The organism is Streptococcus oralis subsp. dentisani (assembly GCF_003944205.1).
Taxonomy (GTDB): Bacteria; Bacillota; Bacilli; order Lactobacillales; family Streptococcaceae; genus Streptococcus; species Streptococcus oralis_BH.
On the sequence record NZ_RJPH01000008.1, the window covers coordinates 21,435 to 41,230 of the forward strand.

General features: G+C 40.9%; 22 protein-coding genes. 15 read left to right on the top strand and 7 right to left on the bottom strand.

The annotated features are described in order from the left end of the window. The first annotated feature begins 237 nt into the window (after positions 1-237). Positions 238-633 (top strand): VOC family protein, encoded by a 396-nt coding sequence (locus D8805_RS06490; RefSeq protein ID WP_125416306.1) that lies wholly within the window; start codon positions 238-240, stop codon positions 631-633. A 20-nt stretch (positions 634-653) separates the two neighbouring features. After that, on the top strand, positions 654-1,436 hold the full coding sequence (locus tag D8805_RS06495) for a DUF4037 domain-containing protein (protein ID WP_125416308.1): 783 nt from the start codon (positions 654-656) through the stop codon (positions 1,434-1,436). A 286-nt stretch (positions 1,437-1,722) separates the two neighbouring features. On the opposite strand, the gene D8805_RS06500 is transcribed toward D8805_RS06495, so the two are convergent. The 3 genes from D8805_RS06500 to D8805_RS06510 form a co-directional block, all read right to left on the bottom strand. Continuing rightward, positions 1,723-2,745: a YdcF family protein gene (locus D8805_RS06500; protein ID WP_125416310.1), complete on the bottom strand. Its 1,023-nt coding sequence runs from the start codon at positions 2,743-2,745 to the stop codon at positions 1,723-1,725. A gap of 67 nt (positions 2,746-2,812) precedes the next feature. Next, complete coding sequence (locus D8805_RS06505) at positions 2,813-3,250, bottom strand: Rrf2 family transcriptional regulator (protein ID WP_125416312.1); 438 nt, start codon at positions 3,248-3,250, stop codon at positions 2,813-2,815. A gap of 56 nt (positions 3,251-3,306) precedes the next feature. Next, a complete protein-coding gene (locus tag D8805_RS06510) occupies positions 3,307-4,149 on the bottom strand; it encodes a metallophosphoesterase family protein (RefSeq protein ID WP_125416314.1) in 843 nt (280 codons plus the stop codon). 196 nt (positions 4,150-4,345) lie between these two features. Between D8805_RS06510 and D8805_RS10145 the strand changes: the two genes are divergently transcribed. The 3 genes from D8805_RS10145 (at position 4,346) to thrS (ending at position 7,448) form a co-directional block, all read left to right on the top strand. Next, a complete protein-coding gene (locus tag D8805_RS10145; RefSeq protein WP_185774578.1) occupies positions 4,346-4,720 on the top strand; it encodes a hypothetical protein in 375 nt (124 codons plus the stop codon). A 303-nt stretch (positions 4,721-5,023) separates the two neighbouring features. After that, the gene (locus D8805_RS06525; RefSeq protein WP_223326175.1) at positions 5,024-5,401 is read left to right on the top strand and encodes a hypothetical protein; all 378 of its coding nucleotides are present in this window, start codon (positions 5,024-5,026) and stop codon (positions 5,399-5,401) included. Positions 5,402-5,504: 103 nt separating this feature from the next. Then, positions 5,505-7,448 carry a threonine--tRNA ligase gene (gene thrS, locus D8805_RS06530; RefSeq protein ID WP_125416316.1) on the top strand — a complete coding sequence of 648 codons (1,944 nt, stop codon included), beginning with the start codon at positions 5,505-5,507 and terminating at the stop codon, positions 7,446-7,448. A gap of 47 nt (positions 7,449-7,495) precedes the next feature. On the opposite strand, the gene D8805_RS06535 is transcribed toward thrS, so the two are convergent. After that, positions 7,496-8,470: a sensor histidine kinase gene (locus tag D8805_RS06535; RefSeq protein WP_125416318.1), complete on the bottom strand. Its 975-nt coding sequence runs from the start codon at positions 8,468-8,470 to the stop codon at positions 7,496-7,498. Further along, the gene (locus D8805_RS06540; protein ID WP_084975784.1) at positions 8,463-9,140 is read right to left on the bottom strand and encodes a response regulator transcription factor; all 678 of its coding nucleotides are present in this window, start codon (positions 9,138-9,140) and stop codon (positions 8,463-8,465) included. The genes D8805_RS06535 and D8805_RS06540 overlap by 8 nt, the downstream gene beginning before the upstream one ends. Positions 9,141-9,461: 321 nt before the next feature. On the opposite strand from D8805_RS06540, the gene D8805_RS06545 reads away from it, so the two are divergent. The 4 genes from D8805_RS06545 to D8805_RS06560 all read left to right on the top strand — a co-directional run bounded on the left by D8805_RS06545 (position 9,462) and on the right by D8805_RS06560 (position 12,791). Next, positions 9,462-10,031: a TetR/AcrR family transcriptional regulator gene (locus tag D8805_RS06545; protein WP_125416320.1), complete on the top strand. Its 570-nt coding sequence runs from the start codon at positions 9,462-9,464 to the stop codon at positions 10,029-10,031. An 85-nt stretch (positions 10,032-10,116) separates the two neighbouring features. Next, complete coding sequence (locus D8805_RS06550) at positions 10,117-10,893, top strand: ferredoxin reductase domain-containing protein (protein WP_125416322.1); 777 nt, start codon at positions 10,117-10,119, stop codon at positions 10,891-10,893. Positions 10,894-11,004: 111 nt separating this feature from the next. Further along, complete coding sequence (locus tag D8805_RS06555) at positions 11,005-12,078, top strand: DUF2974 domain-containing protein (RefSeq protein WP_125416324.1); 1,074 nt, start codon at positions 11,005-11,007, stop codon at positions 12,076-12,078. 83 nt (positions 12,079-12,161) lie between these two features. Next, positions 12,162-12,791, top strand: a complete 630-nt coding sequence (locus D8805_RS06560; RefSeq protein WP_125416326.1) for an MBL fold metallo-hydrolase — start codon at positions 12,162-12,164, stop codon at positions 12,789-12,791. A gap of 39 nt (positions 12,792-12,830) precedes the next feature. Here D8805_RS06560 and D8805_RS06565 read toward each other — a convergent pair whose 3' ends face one another. Next, entirely contained in the window at positions 12,831-14,723 is a 1,893-nt protein-coding gene (locus tag D8805_RS06565; protein WP_125416328.1) for a M13 family metallopeptidase, read from the bottom strand. Positions 14,724-14,902: 179 nt separating this feature from the next. Here D8805_RS06565 and D8805_RS06570 point away from each other — a divergent pair, with 179 nt between their 5' ends. The 6 genes from D8805_RS06570 (at position 14,903) to D8805_RS06595 (ending at position 19,299) form a co-directional block, all read left to right on the top strand. After that, a complete protein-coding gene (locus D8805_RS06570) occupies positions 14,903-15,625 on the top strand; it encodes a metal ABC transporter ATP-binding protein (protein WP_084975778.1) in 723 nt (240 codons plus the stop codon). Continuing rightward, on the top strand, positions 15,622-16,470 hold the full coding sequence (locus tag D8805_RS06575; protein ID WP_000559799.1) for a metal ABC transporter permease: 849 nt from the start codon (positions 15,622-15,624) through the stop codon (positions 16,468-16,470). Before D8805_RS06570 ends, D8805_RS06575 begins: the two co-directional genes overlap by 4 nt. Before the next feature lie 27 nt (positions 16,471-16,497). Further along, positions 16,498-17,427, top strand: coding sequence for a metal ABC transporter substrate-binding protein (locus D8805_RS06580; RefSeq protein WP_125416330.1), 930 nt, complete (start codon positions 16,498-16,500; stop codon positions 17,425-17,427). Positions 17,428-17,549: 122 nt separating this feature from the next. Continuing rightward, complete coding sequence (gene tpx / locus D8805_RS06585) at positions 17,550-18,044, top strand: thiol peroxidase (protein ID WP_125416332.1); 495 nt, start codon at positions 17,550-17,552, stop codon at positions 18,042-18,044. Positions 18,045-18,127: 83 nt separating this feature from the next. Then, the gene (locus D8805_RS06590) at positions 18,128-18,778 is read left to right on the top strand and encodes a metal-dependent transcriptional regulator (protein ID WP_125416334.1); all 651 of its coding nucleotides are present in this window, start codon (positions 18,128-18,130) and stop codon (positions 18,776-18,778) included. A gap of 107 nt (positions 18,779-18,885) precedes the next feature. After that, positions 18,886-19,299, top strand: coding sequence for a hypothetical protein (locus tag D8805_RS06595; protein ID WP_125416336.1), 414 nt, complete (start codon positions 18,886-18,888; stop codon positions 19,297-19,299). A 31-nt stretch (positions 19,300-19,330) separates the two neighbouring features. Here the strand turns inward: D8805_RS06595 and dtd are convergent, their stop codons facing one another. Then, complete coding sequence (gene dtd, locus D8805_RS06600) at positions 19,331-19,774, bottom strand: D-aminoacyl-tRNA deacylase (protein WP_044021197.1); 444 nt, start codon at positions 19,772-19,774, stop codon at positions 19,331-19,333. Positions 19,775-19,796: the final 22 nt, after the last annotated feature.

The following is a 19,796-nucleotide window of genomic DNA, read 5'->3' on the forward strand; positions in this document are numbered from 1 at the left end:
TAAGATTTTATTGTCGTGGACATTGTCGTGATTTCTTTGCTTTTTATAGCTCAAAGAAGACACTCGATAGAACATATTTTCTACAAAGGGAAAAATTGAAAAAAGCGCTTCTGACTATATTCAATTCTTAAGGCATCTATATACTCTGTTGTATTGACTTCACTCTTTATTCCATTTTATCTTATCGTTTGATATTTTATCAAAGATAACTATAATTTAACAAGAAAGGATAACATAATGACAATCTCTATTGAACACGTAGGTGTTTGGGTAAATGACTTAGAAAAAATGAAATCTTTTTATGAGAAATACTTTAATGCCGTTGCAACGAAAAAATATTATAATCCTAAAACAGAATTCTCATCTTACTTTTTGAATTTTAAAAATGGTGCACGTCTAGAACTTTGTCATCGCCCAGATATTGTAGAAAAGAATAAAAATAGTTTTGGATTTTACCATTTAGCTATTGCTGTAGGAGACAAAGCGGATGTTGATGCATTTGCAAAACGCTTTGAAAAAGATGGTTTTTCTATTCAATCCGGTCCAAGAACAACTGGTGATGGGTACTATGAAGCAGTTGTATCTGATCCCGAAGGTAATTTACTGGAATTAACAACACATTTAAAATCGTAAAATAAAAAAGGAGAAAAGTAATGATTCAAGAACTTTGCAAAGAATTTTCTCAACTGAAGCAAGTAGAAGCTATCGCTCTTGGTGGTTCACGTGCAGGACAAGCCTACGATCAAAATTCTGACTATGATGTCTATGTCTATCTTAACTCACCTATTGACGAAAAAACTCGTCAAATCATTCTTAGCAACTATTGCTCCTATATGGAAATTGGAAACCAGTTTTGGGAATTAGAGGACGACTGTGTACTAAACAACGGTATCCAAATCGAGTTGATTTATCGTTCGCTGGAGTCGTTTGAACAAGAACTGAACTCAACCGTTTTTCAACACAAAGCTCAAAACGCTTATACAACCTGCATGTGGCATAATCTACTCCACAGCAAGATTCTATACGACCCGAATGGACGCTATGCTTCGCTCCAAAAGACTTACCAGATTCCCTATCCTCAGGAACTTAAAAAACATATCATTGAAAGGCAACTCCTTTTGCTAGACCAGGCCATGCCTGCCTTCTCTCACCAAATAGAAAAAGCTATCAAACGCCAAGATTTTCTCAGTATGAATCATCGTACAAGTGAATTTTTTGCTTCCTACTTTGACTTGTTATTTGCGCTCAATGAGCAAACCCATCCTGGTGAAAAACGAATGTTGGAGTACGCAAAGGCCCATTGTACTCTCCTCCCTAAGCAATTTGAAGAAACTATTCACAAGTATTTCCAACTACTCTACCAACCACAACAAGGAGAACAAGCGATCGTAACCTTGCAAACTATCCTGAAGGAACTAAAAGCCATTTTGCCATAGACCAAAAAGAAAATGTGAACCTCTGTTGCTGTTCACATTTTTATTTGTTGTTGACTGTAAAATTCTAGTCTACTCATATTCAGTTGCCTATTTTTGACTCTCTCTGAAAATCTGCAACTAGGTTAGAAATTGTTCAATTGATTGACGAGCAATCATGAAGTCGTTACAAAAACCGCACTAACAATCACTTACCCTGCTCTTTCATTACTAGTGACAATTTTGCCCTTAGGGTTACTACAAGATTTTTTAGAGATTCTAACAAGAATTACAATATGAATTTTACATATTACCATAGAACACCTCTATAAGAGAAAATCAGAGCTAAAATTAATAAAATATAAAAGGCAACAAAGAGCCATTTCATTTTTACACAAAGAGCTACATACTCACGGATAAAGGCTGAGGGAATATAATAACCAGCTGTCCGACAACCCAAGCCATCTCCTTTCATACGGAGTTGTCTAGCATAGGTACTTGTCCGAAAAACATGATAGTCATTGGTCACAAAGAGAAAACGTGGACTTGTCACCAGTTTCTCTCCCATTTCTTTTGAGAAGAGAAGATTCTCATAGGTCGTCGTTGAGTCTTCCTCTAGGAGAATCGCTTCTCTCGGAACATCCGTCTCTTCCATCAAATAATTACAAATTGCCTGAGCTTCGGAAATCTTCTCATCCCCACCTCGACCACCACTTGCGATGATTTTAACATTGGGATTGAGAGACTGGTGATAAGCTTCTACTGCCTTGTCAATGCGACTCTTCAGTAAGGGGGTCACTTTTTCTCCATTCAACAAGCCTGCTCCGTGAATGATGATAAAATCATAATATTTTTTCTTAGGAATGAAAAGATACAAAATAGAATAAAGCAGAAATCCTGCAAAGGCAAAACCAAAAATCAAATACGAATAAATCAAAAAGAAAAAGATAATATTCACTAGATGATTGGTGTAGAACAAGCCCTTGGTATCGCTCATTCGGATAGCCATGATCACAAAAAAGAACAGAATCATACACCCTAGTCCCAGAGACAAATAATTTGCCTTGGATTTCCCTTCTTTCTTCAATAACACAAATCCATTATAAATCAGGAAAAAGCCACTTAGAAAAACTAAAAGAGGCAGCAGAAGAAAAATCCCTGCAAAGAAAATCATGTGCACTTCTTCCTGTCCAGCTTCATAAAAAAGATTGGCAATAGACAGGTAAGAAAAGAGCAGAGATAAAAGCAAGAGAGCTGGATTCCAGAGACTGCGATTGTCCCTAAAAAATGAAATCAGAAAAAGTAGGACGAAAAATCCTGTAATAAAGTACATAGTTTTCTCCTTTGATGACTACATTGTACCATAATTATAGCAATAGAAAAAGAGGACTCTAGCCCTCTTACTTTGTCATTTTATCCTGAGCATCTGCCACAATCTGAGCCAGACTCGTCTGACGAAGCTGGTTTTCCATCGCTTCTTGAATATCTAGTAGTTTTTGATCTAAAACTTCATGAATATTGGCCCCTACTGGACAGTTGGGGTTGGGATTGTCATGGAAACTAAAGAGTTTACCAGATTTTCCTAAACATTCGACTGCCTGATAAACATCAAAAAGACTAATATCTTGTAAGTCTTTGATAATCTCGGTGCCACCTGTTCCACGCGCAACCGATATCAGTTCAGCATTTTTGAGTTGGGACAAGGTTTTACGAATAATGACCGGATTGACCCCAACACTAGCAGCCAAAAAATCACTGGTAACTTTTGTTTCCTTCCCTTCTAGAGCGATGATAATCAACATATGAATCGCAATGGTAAATCGGCTTGAAATTTGCATCTTTTTCTCCTTTCACATCCTATCTGATACCCATTATACCCTTTTACGTTGTAATGTCAATTATTACCACCATCCAACCACGCATCTAACTCGGCATCATGCCCCTGTTCTTGAGCAATTTCATACAGAAGTTCCTGATTATGAGTATGATGAATCCCATTTACCAAACTTTCATAATAGACCTGAAAATAGGGGAGCTTCAAGTCCTTAGCCAACTGCAATTCAGCCTCTACGTCATAATCCACTCGACGAAAATCAACATCAGACAAACCTGCTTCATCAAATTCTAAAATCATATACTGGGCGCGCAGGTCCTTACGCAACTTCGCATCTAAAAAGAAGGGTTGCCCAATCGATCCTGGATTGAGAATCAACTGCCCATCACTTCCGTAACGAAGCAACTGCTGGTGAATATGCCCATATACTGCGATAGAGGCATGCGGTTCCGTCACTAATCTATCAAAATCTTCTTGTTTTCCCGTATGAATCAACTCTCTACCCCAGTTTTTATCAGGGAGATGGTGAGTGATTCCTACCGTCAAATCACCGAACCGACGATGAACTTGCATGGGTTGATTGTGGAGGTCTTCGATTTCTTCAGGGCTAATCTCTTCTAAGATATACTGGCATTGGCGCAGGAGATAACGATGACTAGCTTTTGTTAGATCTAGCTTGCGATGCAAACCACGCCAGAGACTATCCTCCCAATTACCCAGAACTCTTACTGTGATGGGCAAGCTAGCTAATAGGCCCAATATCCTTCTACGTCCTGTTCCAGGCATAAGAATATCCCCCAAAAGCCAGTACTCATCTACCGTTTCCGCTTTTGCATCAGCCATTACAGCTTCCAAGGCGCTTGTATTCCCATGTATGTCTGAAAGAACTGCTATTTTCGTCATTCTTTCTCCTCAATTTTTCTTACTTCTTATGCTAGTATTATAACAAAAAAATTCATAAAGCTTATTATTTCTGCCTATCATAGCACCTTGTAAGGGGTTGCAAATCGTGCTATAATGTAGGTAGAGAGTTCCCCTTCATTTAGGATCATGTGGTCTTCAACATCTCTCAATTTTTGCAGATTGGAGGACTATTGCCATGCGGAAATATCTTAAGTATATCCCCTACTGCCTTGTCATTTTCTTCTTTTACTGGCCCCTCTATGAGTTGCTTTTGCTGCTGATATCTGATCCTTATACGCTGAAAGGGCTTTACATTTATAACATCATCCTCTTTTCACCCTTGGCAACCTTCATCGTGTCCCTTCTTTATAGCTACCGTTTCCAATTCTCACTGTGGTGGCTGCTCGGTATTGCTCTTCTCTATTGCTTTACCATCATCACTTTCAATGAATTCATTCTCGTTTATTTCCTAGCTTATGAACTCTTTGCCCTACTTGGTATGGCTTCAGGTTCAGGTATTAAATACATCCTCCAGCACGGAAAAAATAAAAAACTTTCACAAAATCCTTGAAAATTCTCGCAATCATGCTATAATAATGCATAGAGACAAGTCACTTAGTCCCTTTCTACTAGAGAGTGCGTGGTTGCTGGAAACGCATAGAGAGTCTAAACTGATACTACTCTACTGACTTTTATGAAAACATAAAACGGTGGCCACGTTAAAGCCAATCAGAGGTGTAGGTCTTTTTGACCTGCATAAATGAAGGTGGAACCACGTTACGACGTCCTTTCGAGGATGTCGTTTTTTGTTTGAAGAATAGAGATATTGCCAGGTTAAATGAAACATAGCTAAGAAAAGAAGATGGAGGTTGATATGAATAAATCATTGTCTTGGGTGATTCCCTGTGCCTTCCTTATAGTCTATGTATGGCTAATGAAAACTCTCAGTCTATGGGGATTGGAGTACATTGTTGTCTTTTCATTTTTTGCATTTGTTCCTCTTTTACCATTTCTTGCTCCTTTCCTTGGTATCTTAATGTTTTTTAAGAAAAAGAAACTCATCCTATCAGGATATTTTCTAAGCCTAACCGCTGGTATTTATTTGGTTAATGCTATAAGAAACTATCCACTAAGGATTTACATGGAAGGTGAGATGACTGATGAACAATACTTGTCTCTAATCCTTTCTTTGGTATGCTATCTATGTATTTCTACTCTTTTCTTTATTTTCAGACTGAAAAAGTTAAAATGAGATTGATTTAGCAAATCGATTGTTATCATTCTTTGTTGATAGCTAGTTTTCCAGTTCTTCAAACCTCAGTTATAAAATATGATAAATATTTAAGGAGAAAACCATGATTAAGATTACTTTCCCAGATGGCGCTGTTCGTGAATTCGAATCTGGCGTAACAACTTTTGAAATTGCCCAATCTATCAGCAATTCCCTAGCTAAAAAAGCCTTGGCTGGTAAATTCAACGGCAAACTCATCGACACGACTCGTGCTATCACTGAAGATGGAAGCATCGAAATCGTGACACCTGATCATGAAGATGCTCTTCCAATCTTGCGTCACTCAGCAGCACACTTGTTCGCCCAAGCAGCACGCCGCCTCTTCCCTGATATTCACTTGGGTGTTGGTCCAGCTATCGAGGATGGTTTCTACTACGATACCGACAATACTGCTGGTCAAATCTCCAACGAAGACCTTCCTCGTATCGAAGAAGAAATGAAAAAAATCGTTAAAGAAAACTTCCCATCTATTCGCGAGGAAGTTACCAAGGACGAAGCACGTGAAATCTTCAAGAACGACCCTTACAAGTTGGAATTGATTGAAGAACACTCTGAAGACGAAGGTGGATTGACTATCTACCGTCAGGGTGAATACGTGGACCTTTGCCGTGGCCCACACGTTCCGTCAACAGGTCGCATCCAAATCTTCCACCTTCTCCATGTAGCTGGTGCTTACTGGCGTGGAAATAGCGACAATGCTATGATGCAACGGATCTACGGAACAGCTTGGTTTGACAAGAAAGACTTGAAGAACTACCTTCAAATGCGTGAAGAAGCCAAAGAACGTGACCACCGCAAACTTGGTAAAGAGCTTGACCTCTTCATGATTTCACAAGAAGTTGGTCAAGGACTGCCATTCTGGTTGCCAAATGGTGCGACTATCCGTCGTGAATTGGAACGCTACATTGTCGACAAGGAGTTGGCTTCTGGTTACCAACACGTCTACACTCCACCACTTGCTTCTGTTGAACTTTACAAGACTTCTGGTCACTGGGATCATTACCAAGAAGACATGTTCCCAACCATGGATATGGGTGACGGTGAAGAATTTGTCCTTCGCCCAATGAACTGCCCACACCACATCCAAGTCTACAAACACCATGTTCACTCTTACCGCGAATTGCCAATCCGTATCGCTGAAATCGGAATGATGCACCGTTACGAAAAATCTGGTGCCTTAACTGGTCTTCAACGTGTACGTGAAATGTCACTCAACGACGGTCACCTCTTTGTTACTCCAGAACAAATCCAAGAAGAATTCCAACGTGCCCTTCAGTTGATTATCGATGTTTATGAAGACTTCAACTTGACTGAATACCGCTTCCGTCTCTCTCTTCGTGACCCTCAAGATACTCACAAGTACTTTGACAACGATGAGATGTGGGAAAATGCCCAAACTATGCTTCGTGCAGCTCTTGATGAAATGGGTGTTGACTACTTTGAAGCTGAGGGTGAAGCAGCCTTCTACGGACCAAAATTGGATATCCAGGTTAAAACTGCCCTTGGTAAAGAAGAAACACTTTCAACAATCCAGCTTGACTTCTTGCTTCCAGAACGCTTTGACCTTAAATACATCGGGGCTGATGGTGAAGAACACCGTCCAGTTATGATCCACCGTGGGGTTATCTCAACTATGGAACGCTTTACAGCTATCTTGATTGAGAACTACAAGGGTGCCTTCCCAACATGGCTTGCACCACACCAAGTAACCCTTATCCCAGTTTCTAACGAAAAACATGTGGATTACGCTTGGGAAGTGGCTAAGAAACTCCGTGACCATGGTGTCCGTGCAGACGTAGATGAGCGCAATGAAAAAATGCAATTCAAGATCCGTGCTTCACAAACCAGCAAGATTCCTTACCAATTAATCGTTGGCGACAAGGAAATGGAAGACGGAACTGTCAATGTTCGTCGCTATGGACAAAAAGAAACACAAACTGTCTCAGTTGATGACTTTGTCCAAGCTATCCTTGCTGACATTGCAAATAAATCACGCGTTGAAAAATAAAAACCTAGCACAAAAGCCTCCAATCGGAGGCTTTTTCTCATCTCTTTTTACTCAATAACGAGCTTCACTTCAGCGAATTTGATACGTACTGTTGTTCCTGCCCCAACCTCAGACTCAATACGAATCTGGTGGCCCAGTTCTTCAGAAATTTTCTTAGATAGGTAGAGACCCAGTCCAGATGACTGCTGGGTCAAACGCCCATTGTAGCCTGAAAAGCCACGTTCAAAGACTCGGAGTACATCGCTATTTTTTATCCCGATTCCCGTATCCTTGATACAAAGCTCCTGGCCCTCCATATAAATCTCCAAACCGCCTTCCCTGGTGTATTTGAGGCTGTTTGAGAGGATTTGTTCAATGACGACCAACAACCACTTCTTATCGGTCACGATGATTTTGTCAAGGTCATGCAGATTGACCGTCAACCCCTTCTGGATAAAGAAAAGAGCATACTTGCGAACCACTTCCTTCACCAGATCCTCCACTTGAACCTTTTCAAATACCAAATCATCATGGAAGCTCTCTAAACGAAGATACTGCAACACCAGATTGGTATAGGAGTCAATCTTAAAGATTTCCTGTTCCAGTTGCTGCTTGACCTCACGATCAGAAACTTCTGCTACCAAGAGACGGCTTGCCGCAATGGGGGTCTTGATTTGGTGAACCCACAAGGTGTAGTAGTCCAGCAAATCCGTCAGCTTGCTCTGCGCTTCCGACTTCTTTTGATACAATTCAGACTCACGCTCTTCGAGCTTTTCTGCTAGCGCACATTCCAGAGGAGACTTGGGGTCTCTCTCAGCATAGAGCACTTCCTGACGGTAAACCTGAGCTTCTGCAAAAATATCCCAAGCCAAAAATAAGAAGGTCAAAAAACTACTGAGCAGAAAGAAATAAAGAAAATAAGTTCCTAGACTAGCAAATAAAAACTGAAAGAGAAGGACGAGAAAGCCCAATGAAAAAATATAGACAAAGATGCGACTACGAGAACGCAGATAGGCTAGAAAAAATGATTTCCAATCAAGCATGTTTCAGTCCGTATCCTATCCCTTTCTTGGTTTCGATAAACCCTGCTAAACCTTGCTCCTCCAGCTTTTTACGCAAACGAGCAACATTGACAGACAGGGTATTGTCGTCGATGAAAAAGTCGCTATTCCAAAGCTCTCGCATCAGGTCATCACGCGCCACGATATTGCCTGCATGTTCAAACAAGACCCGCAAAATTTGAAATTCATTCTTAGTCAAACTCAGGATTTCCCCCTGATAGTGCAGATCCATAGACTTGGTATTGAGGATCACACCCGCATACTCCAGCAAACTTTCATCTCGGCCAAATTCGTAAGAACGGCGCAACAAGCCCTGAACCTTGGCAAGAAGCACCTGCTGGTCAAAAGGCTTGGTCACAAAGTCATCAGCTCCCATATTGATCGCCATGACGATATCCATCGCTTGGTCTCTCGAAGACAAAAACATGATGGGCACTTTGGAAATCTTGCGAATCTCCTGACACCAGTGGTAACCATTAAAAAGAGGCAGACCAATATCCATGAGGACCAAATGAGGTTCTGACTGAACAAAAAGGCTCAATACCTCCATAAAATCCTCTACCAAAACGACCTCAAATCCCCACTCAGAGAGCAGTTTCCCCACTTGTTGCCGAATGACTTGGTCATCTTCTACTAGTAAAATCTTGTGCATGCGCTCCTCCTTTGCTATTTCTCAAAGTATCAAAACCCTTCATATCAGATCTACGGATCAGTGTCTCATACTGTTTAGCAGCCTATTTCCCAAATCCAGATCAGAAAACAGATGCTAAATAGAGAACATTCCCACTGATATCATACCTTATTTTTAATTATAGTTCCAGCCTTATCCTATATTTTCCTTTTTGTGCTCATTTGGTTAGCGTTTCTTTCACTTATTTAATAGATCTAGCCTTCTTATTGACAATCTAGCCATGATTTGTTAGAATATGAATGAACAAATCGGTTTATTCATTCATAAAACAAAGGAGACTAAATCATATTGGACAAAAAACAATCTTTAAAGACAGCAGCCTATGAAGTTTTTTCGAAAAAAGGTTACAAGGCAACAGGAATTTCAGAAATTGCTAGGCAAGCTGGTGTTGCAGTTGGTTCTTTTTATAACTATTACGAGAGTAAAGAAGCCATTTTTCTAGACATCTATATAGATGAAAACAACCGTGTTCGCCAAGCTATGATCGAAGAACTGGATTGGGAAATTGACATGACCGACCTCATTGGTCAACTCTTTGCTCAGTCCAGAACTCTCGTTTCTTCCAATAAAATCCTTGCAGAATGGTACAATCCTGCCATCGCAGATGAGTTGCACAGCTACTATTCCTCGGAAGAAGGCAAAGTCGCAAATCCATTTCATCAGTTTCTAGTTAAAACTTTTACAAATCGTATGCAGGCTGAAGGGTACTCGCCAGAAAAGATTCAAGATATCTTACAGGTTTATAATCTGTTTTACTACATGGATATGCATATCACGGAAAAAGATTTTCCAGATATTGGCAAAACTGTTGAAATACTTGCAACCAACTTCATTAAAGGAATTCTAAAATAAAGAATGGATTTCTTTATTTTTTGGAAAAATATGAATGAATTATTTTCTAGTTCATTCATAAAATTAAGAATAGGAGTCATAAAAAATGAAAAGAGGTAAAAAAATGTTTATTATCATTCTATCAACACTTGGAGCGCTATGTATTATAACTTGGGGTGCCATCGCTTATCTTGGACGAAGCCAGACATTATCGATAAAATCCATCGAAAACCCCAGCGGAGATTTGTATTTAATTCATATCACAAAACCGAGTCAGCAAATCTGGAAAGCTGGGGCTTATGCTAAGTTCACACTCCCTGATACGTCGTCTACTACTAGAAAAAATGAAGATAAAGGGAATCAATCCAGTCGATGGCTAACCATTGCCTCCACACCTGATGAAGATGAAATCCTCATTTTAACTCATAATAGTGGTAGCAACTTTAAGAACACCTTGACACATTTACCGGCTGGCAGTGAGATTGAGATGAGTTGGCTGGATTCCTCTTTGACCGTTAAAGATATGAATCAGCCACTAGTTTGCTTTGCATCTGATGTCGGCATTTCTGCTCTACGCCCCCTTATCAAAGAATGGGCTGGTAAATGTCCGATTATTCTCAACCATTTTGACAAAGGAGTTACTATTTTCGATAATGAGATGAAAGAACTGGCTCAAAAAACATCTAATTTTACTTATAAAACTAGCGATGAACTTTCTCAAAGTCAAGAATTTTTAAAACGTGCTATTGATGAATACGGCAATCAAGCCAGCTATCTCATCACAGGTCAGCCTGATGATGTAAATGAGATGAAGAAATTTTTAAAGGAAAATGGAATCGATAGCAAAAATATTCAAATAAGCTCGTTTAGAGGTTTGAAATAGGAGCAGCCTGTCTTCTATGTATCTGAATCAAACCCTACTAGGTCATTCGAACAAGCCTACTAGCTAATTCTAAGTAAATGTGATAGGATAAACATAGAGAAAGGAGCTTTTATGGCCAATATTTTTGACTATCTTAACGATGTAGTCTTCGATTCCTTTTATGACCTTCCCGTGAACGAGTTAGATGTTCTTGCCTTGACCGAATTAACCTATCTTCCTTTTGATAATGTAGTCACCCAAGAACCAAAGCGTCTCATAGATCTTGCACCTCAAATCCCTAGAGAAACAACTATGTTGACCAATAAGAACCGCCTCCAGTTATTGGATCAACTCGCTCAACACAAACGCTTTAAAAATTGCAAGCTCTCAGACTTTATCAACGATATTGATCCTGAATTGCAAAAACAGTTTGCAGCCATGACTTATCGTATCAGTCTCGATACCTATTTGCTTGTTTTTCGCGGAACGGATGATAGTATCATTGGTTGGAAAGAAGATTTCCATATGACCTATATGAAGGAAATCCCTGCTCAAAAACATGCCCTCCAGTATTTAGAGAATTTTTTTGCTCAACACCCCAACCAAAAGGTTATCCTAGCAGGACACTCAAAAGGGGGCAATTTAGCTGTCTATGCTGCCAGTCAACTTGATCCAAACTTGCAGAAAAACATTATCTCTGTCTATACTTTTGATGCACCTGGACTTCACAAGGAACTAACCAAAACACCAGGCTATCAAAACATGATGGAAAGAACGAAAGTATTTATCCCACAAGGGTCTATCATCGGGATGATGCTGGAAATTCCGGATAAAAAAATCGTCGTTCGAAGCACCGCCCTAGGTGGCCTTGCCCAGCATGACACCTTTAGTTGGCAGGTTGAAGGCAAACACTTTGTCCAACTAGACGAGACAAATAGTGACAGCCAGCAAGTCGATACTACCTTCAAGGAATGGGTTGAAACGGTCCCTGATACGGAACTGCAGCTCTACTTTGACCTCTTTTTTGGAATCATTCTCGATGCAGGCATCTCCTCTATCAACGACCTCTCTTCCTTCAAGGTCATTGAACACATTCATCATCTCTTTGTCCAAGCCCAATCCCTCACTCCCGAAGAAAGAGAAACCATGGGACGACTAACCCAACTCTTGATTGATACTCGCTACCAAGCATGGAAAAATCGTTAAGGTATGAAAAGACTTTCTGATACCCTAAGACTTCTCTTCTGTGTTATACTGATATCAGCACATTCTTTAAAAGAGGAAATCCTATGAAAATCCATAAAACTGTCAATCCTGTTGCCTATGAAAACACCTACTACATAGAGGGAGACCAACACCTGATTGTGGTCGATCCTGGTAGCCATTGGGAAGCCATCCGCAAGACCATCGAGAAAATCAACAAACCAGTCTGCGCGATTCTGCTGACCCACACCCACTACGACCATATTATGAGTCTCGACTTGGTGCGTGAGACTTTTGGAAATCCTCCAGTTTATGTAGCAGAGAGTGAAGCATCTTGGCTTTATACACCTGTAGATAATCTCTCTGGTCTCCCTCGACATGATGACATGGAAGATGTGGTCTCAAAACCTGCTGAGCACACCTTTGTTTTTCATGAAGAATACCAGCTTGAAGAATTCCGTTTTACTGCCCTACCAACCCCAGGCCACTCTATCGGTGGTGTTTCCCTAGTCTTTCCTGATGCCCATCTAGTCTTGACTGGAGATGCTCTTTTCCGCGAAACCATCGGACGGACCGACCTCCCTACTGGTAGTATGGAACAACTCCTCCATAGCATTCAGACTCAACTCTTCACTCTTCCTAACTACGACGTCTACCCCGGCCATGGTCCAGCTACGACTATCGCTCACGAAAAGACTTTTAATCCCTTTTTCTAGTAAGCAAAAAAACCAAGGATGCTATCCTTGGTTTTTGTCTTACCAAATAATCACACGGTCCTCTGGTGAACGCCACATACCGTCACCTTCTTTGACATCATAAGTTGTAAAGAAGTCATCGAAGTTTGGTACTTGAACATTGACACGGAGCTTAGCTGGCGCGTGGACATCGACACTGGCCATGAGTTTCATCAGCTCCGGACGGCCTTTCATACGCCAGATACGAGCAAAGTTGTGGAAGAATTCTTCAGCAGAGAAGTCTGGTTCTCTCTTGGCAGCTTCAAGGGCTGCAGCAATTCCTCCCAAGTCGGCAACGTTTTCTGATACGGTTAGTTTTCCGTTGATCCTTGCGCCGTAAGATTCTTGGCCATCAAATTGGTCGATAACTTTCTGCGTTTTTTCTTTAAAGGCGGCATAGTCACTCTCTGTCCACCAATCCTTGAGACTACCATTTTCATCAAAGGAAGCACCATTTGTGTCAAAGGCATGAGAAATCTCATGGGCAATAACAGCACCAATACCACCGTAGTTAGCCGAAGACGACTGATGCAAATCATAGAATGGAGCCTGTAAAATAGCCGCTGGGAAGACAATCAAGTTTTTCTGAGGATTGTAGTAGGCATTAACCATGTGAGCTGGCATTCCCCACTCCTTGTAGTCAACTGGTTGGTTCCACTTGCTCCAGCTGTGCTTGATTTCCACACGCGCAAAGGCTAGGGCATTCTCAAAGAGACTGGCAGTTTCGTCCACTACCTTGTCCTTGTAGCGCTCCGGCAATTCCTCTGGATAACCGATATAAGGCTTGATGACATTGAGTTTGACAATGGCCTTATCTCGTGTTTCAGGCGTGAGCCAGTCGTTCTTGGCCAAGCGTTCCTTATAAACGTCAATCATAGTCGCTACTTTTTTCTCTACGTCTGCCTTAGCTTCTGGGGAGAATTTTTCATGCGCATACCAGAGACCCAGAGCCTGCTTAAAAGGACCTTGGGCCAAGTGATAAGCCGCCTTGACCTTGCCCTGAGCTTCTGGAACACCTGAAAGGGCACGACCATAGGCACCTGACAGGACACGAATCTCATCTGTGAGGTAGCTTGTTGAAAGATTGACCACAGCTAAAATCAAGGTTGCTTTGAGTAGAGGCCACGCTTCTTCACTATAGAATTGATCTGCTGCTTGCCAGAAACGTTCCTCATCTACGATAACCTTATCTGGAGTTTGTCCAAGAACTGCTTGGAAGAAATCATCCAAAGGTAGGGCAGGGACAAATTTCTTGAAATCTTCATAAGCGTATGGATGGTAGAGTTTGGCATATTCTGAACTTTCTTCGTTAGAAAGCACCACAGCCGCAATGCGACGGTCCAATTCCAATCGTTTCTCTAGTAAGTCTTCGATTTCCTCATCTGAAAAATCATAGGCTTTGAGAAGATTCGCAGTACTTTCCTTCCAAAGAGTCAAGAGTTCCTCACGCTGAGGATGGTCTTCAGCATAGTAGGTTGTATCTGGCAAGATTGTTCCTGGTGCACTAGCCCAGAGAACATTGGTTCTGGCATCCATAAAGTCTGGTGAAACACCAAAAGGAAGAAAATTTGGCTTACCAGCTAGTTCAAACTCTGCCAGTTTGCTGGTAAAATCTGCAAAACTCTCCAAATCTTGATATTCCTTGAGTAGAGGAAGGACAGGCTTGATCCCATCTGCTTCTCTCTTGTCAAAATTACGTACCATGCGATGGTACTTAACAAAGTTTGCGAGGATAGCATCCTCTGGGACATCCTCACCTGCCAACCACTTGTCCGTAGTCGCTAGCATCAAATCTTCAATTTCCTCGTCAAGGTCAATAAAACCACCTGTTCGAGATTTATCAGCTGGAATGACAGCTGTTTTTTCCCATTCGCCATTAATAGCGTCATAAAAATCGTCTTGATAACGTGTCATCTTGTTCTCGCTTTCATATTTTCACTTATTCCTAGCTTAGCAAAAAAATCTAGGGAATGCAATCAAAAATAAATTTCTTGTATCTTTCATTTTATTGTTATTTTATTAAATTTTTTAAAAATTAACTTGACTTAATTTTTTTTTTAATGTATATTAAATACTGGAGGGAGGAATTTGTTATGATACGTATTGAACACCTCAGTGTCTCCTACAAAGAAACGTTGGCACTAAAGGATATTTCACTAGTGCTCCACGGACCAACTATTACCGGAATTATTGGTCCAAATGGTGCTGGAAAATCTACTTTATTAAAAGGTATGTTGGGAATTATCCCACATGAGGGTCAGGCCTTTCTCGACGACAAAGAAGTCAAGAAATCTTTAAATCGAGTTGCCTATGTCGAACAAAAAATCCATATCGACTACAATTTCCCTATCAAGGTCAAGGAATGTGTCTCTCTAGGACTCTATCCATCCATACCGCTCTTTCACACCTTAAAAGCCAGCCACTGGAAAAAAGTGGCAGATGCACTTGAAATCGTTGGACTTTCAGACTATGCTGATCGCCAAATCAGCCAGCTCTCAGGAGGACAATTCCAACGTGTTTTGATTGCCCGTTGCTTAGTGCAGGAAGCTGACTACATCTTTCTAGATGAGCCATTTGTCGGGATTGACTCGGTTAGTGAAGAGATTATCATGAATACGCTGAGAGACCTTAAAAAAGCTGGTAAAACAGTTCTCATCGTTCATCATGACCTCAGCAAAGTCCCCCATTATTTCGACCAAGTTTTACTTCTCAATCGAGAATTAATTGACCTTGGTTCGACTGAAGAAACCTTTACCGAGGCCAATCTCAAAAAGGCCTACGGTAGCAAACTCTTTTTCAATGGAGGTGACCTATGATAGCAGAATTTATCAATGGATTGCAAAATTTCCATTTCCTACAAAACGCCTTGATCACAGCTATTGTCATTGGAGTCGTTGCTGGAGCTGTGGGATGTTTTATCATCCTGCGTGGAATGTCTCTCATGGGAGATGCCATCTCTCACGCAGTTTTGCCTGGCGTAGCCCTTTCCTTTATCCTGGGAATTGATTTCTTTATTGGAGCAATCATCTTTGGTTTGATGGCTTCCATCATCATTACCTACATCAAGGGTAACTCTATCATCAAGAGTGACACTGCCATTGGTATTACCTTTTCATCTTTCTTAGCCTTAGGTGTCATCTTGATTAGTGTTGCCAAGAGTTCGACAGATCTCTTCCATATCCTTTTTGGGAATATCCTCGCTGTCCAAGATACGGACATGTGGATTACCATTGGTGTGGGGGCATTGATTCTTTTGATTATCGGGATTTTCTTTAAACAACTATTGATTACATCCTTTGACGAGCTCCTGGCTAAAGCCATGGGAATGCCCGTTAATTTCTACCACTATCTGCTCATGGTGCTCTTGACCCTTGTGTCAGTCACCGCCATGCAAAGTGTTGGAACTATTCTTATCGTGGCCATGTTGATCACCCCAGCTGCGACGGCTTACCTTTATGCTAATAGCCTAAAGAGCATGATTTTCCTTTCATCAACCCTAGGGGCAACCGCTTCTGTCTTGGGACTCTTTATCGGCTATAGCTTCAATCTCGCAGCAGGATCCAGCATCGTGCTCACATCCGCCAGCTTCTTTCTAATCAGTTTCTTTATCTCTCCTAAGCAACGATACTTGAAACTGAAAAACAAAAAAATCATTAAATAACGGGGAAACCCTTTCTGGAGGAATCTAATGAAAAAATTAGGTACATTGCTTGTACTCTTTCTTTCCGTCATTGCACTTGTAGCATGTGCTAGCGGAAAAAAAGATGCAACTTCTGGTCAAAAACTAAAAGTTGTTGCTACAAACTCAATCATCGCTGATATTACCAAAAATATCGCTGGTGACAAGATTGATCTTCACAGTATCGTTCCTGTTGGTCAAGACCCACATGAGTACGAACCACTTCCTGAAGACGTAAAGAAAACTTCTCAAGCTGATTTGATTTTCTATAACGGAATCAATCTTGAAACAGGTGGCAATGCTTGGTTTACCAAATTGGTCGAAAATGCCAAGAAAACTGAAAACAAAGACTACTTTGCAGTCAGTGACGGCGTAGACATCATCTACCTTGAGGGCCAAAACGAGAAAGGCAAAGAAGACCCACACGCTTGGCTCAACCTTGAAAATGGGATGATTTATGCAAAGAACATCGCTAAACAGTTGATTGCAAAAGATCCTAGCAACAAGGAATTCTATGAAAAAAATCTCAAAGACTATACTGAAAAACTAGACAAACTGGACAAGGAAGCCAAAGAGAAATTTAACAATATCCCTGCTGAGAAGAAACTCATCGTAACCAGCGAAGGATGCTTCAAATACTTCTCTAAAGCCTACGGTGTCCCAAGTGCCTACATCTGGGAAATCAACACAGAAGAAGAAGGAACACCTGAACAAATCAAGACCTTGGTTGAAAAGCTTCGCCAAACAAAAGTTCCATCACTCTTTGTTGAATCAAGTGTCGATGACCGTCCAATGAAGACTGTTTCACAAGACACAAATATCCCAATCTACGCACAAATCTTTACTGACTCAATCGCTGAAGAAGGTAAAGAAGGTGACAGCTACTACAACATGATGAAATACAACCTTGACAAGATTGCTGAAGGTTTGTCAAAATAATTCATTAAAAAACGTCGTTCTCACATGAACAGGCGTTTTTTTATCTTTTAATTTCCAGTCAAATCATTGGAAAAATCTGACAATTCTCGGTAAAATAAAAGAAAAAAGAATGGAGTAGTTTCATGACCACTTTTCTCGGAAATCCTGTAACCTTTACAGGTAAACAACTGCAAGTCGGAGACAAGGCACTTGACTTTTCTCTCACGACAACCGATCTCTCTAAAAAAACACTAGCTGACTTTGATGGAAAGAAAAAAGTCTTGAGTGTTGTCCCTTCTATCGATACTGGTATCTGCTCAACGCAAACACGTCGATTCAACCAAGAACTTGCCAACCTTGATAATACCGTCGTTCTTACCGTTTCTATGGACCTACCATTTGCCCAAGGACGCTGGTGCGGGGCTGAAGGCCTTGACAATGCCATCATGCTTTCAGACTACTTTGACCATTCTTTCGGGCGCGATTATGCCCTCTTGATCAACGAATGGCATCTCCTTGCGCGTGCCGTCTTTATTCTCGATGCTGACAATGTCATCCGTTATGTGGAATACGTTGACAACATTAACACGGAACCAGACTTTGAAGCTGCTATTGCTGCAGTGAAAGAACTGGACTAAAATCAAGGCCATTACGGCAGAAGGCTAGAGAAATCTAGCTTTTTTTGATATACTAGATGGAGAGAAAAGACAAGAGGGAACGAATGACGCCAAATAAAGAAGACTACCTAAAATGTATTTATGAAATCGGTACGGAAATGCAAAAAATCACCAATAAAGAAATTGCTGCCCGTATGCAGGTCTCTCCACCTGCCGTAACAGAGATGATCAAACGCATGAAAAGTGAAAATCTCATTCTCAAGGACAAGGAGAACGGCTATCTATTGACAGATATCGGCCTCGAACTGGTCTCTGAGCTCTATCGCAAGCATCGGTTGATTGAAGTCTTTCTAGTTCACCATCTCGACTATACCAGCGATCAAATCCATGAGGAAGCTGAGGTTCTAGAACACACTGTCTCTGACCTCTTTGTGGAGAGATTGGATAAACTGCTTGGCTTCCCTCAAACCTGTCCCCACGGTGGAACTATTCCTGTTAAAGGAGAACTCTTGGTTGAGATCAACAACCTACCTCTAGCAGATACCAAAGAGGCTGGAACCTATCTCCTGACTCGGGTTCATGATAGCTTTGATCTACTCAAATACTTAGAAAAGCATGAGATTCATATTGGTGACCAACTCCAAGTTAAGCAGTTTGATAATTTTTCCAATACTTTTACACTGGTCAACAAGGATGAAGACCTCCAAGTTGGTATCGATATCGCCAAACAACTCTATGTCGAAAAAATCAACTAACCCCTTATTCCTGAAAGAAACTTCTTTCAGGGATTTTTTATTATTTTAGTTGTAAGTCCCATTCTTTTGGTGTAGAATGAAGTTAGAGAAAAGAGGGAGGTCATCTTATGAAAAAGCTCTTTAGAATCCATTTTGCAGCCATTGCAGTCAGCGATTTGCTACTATTAGCAATTTTTATCTCCAAAACCGATCCCTCTGTAGACTGGCTCCTGCTCTCTGGTTTTATTTTTATCCTTGCTCAAGGACTGTTGCTATTTCGCTTGGTTGTCCGACTCAAAAAACATTTCTCTGAGATTTATCCTCAGATTAACAAAAAAATTCGCCTCTACTACTTAGGGATTCTCTCAGTTGATCTTCTGTTATTGATCCTTTTAGTCTTCACCAGTTATCAGCGATTTTCCTCTCTTATGCCAATCGTCACTTCTTTCCATTCTACTTTTTATTATATAATGGCTAGCCACATAAGAGAAAACTATCCAGACTTTTACGACAAACACATCTCTTTCTGGGAGTGTCTATAAACAAAAACCAAGCCAGCTGGGCTTGGTTTTCTTATCTATTTTTAGTATCAAGGATAATGGTGACTGGTCCGTCATTGACCAGCTCAACCTGCATATCTGCTCCAAAGATACCTGTCTGAACGGGCACTTCTTGCGCTAGCTTTTGATTGAAAGCATCATAGAAATCTGATGCCATATCAGGCTTGGCTGCACCTGTAAAGGCGGGACGATTGCCTTTCTTAGTGTCCGCAAAGAGGGTAAACTGAGAAATAGAAAGAATTGCGCCCTCAATATCCTTAACAGACAGATTCATCTTGCCTTCTGCATCTGAAAAAATCCGCATGTTGACGAGCTTTCGGACAGCATAGTCCAGATCTTCCTCTTGGTCCTCTGGTCCTACTCCGACCAACAATAAGAGCCCCTGATTGATTTTTCCCTGAACCTGACCTTCAATACTCACTTGAGCTTTCTTAACTCGTTGGATAATAATTTTCATAATAGCCTTTCTAGTAACTGAA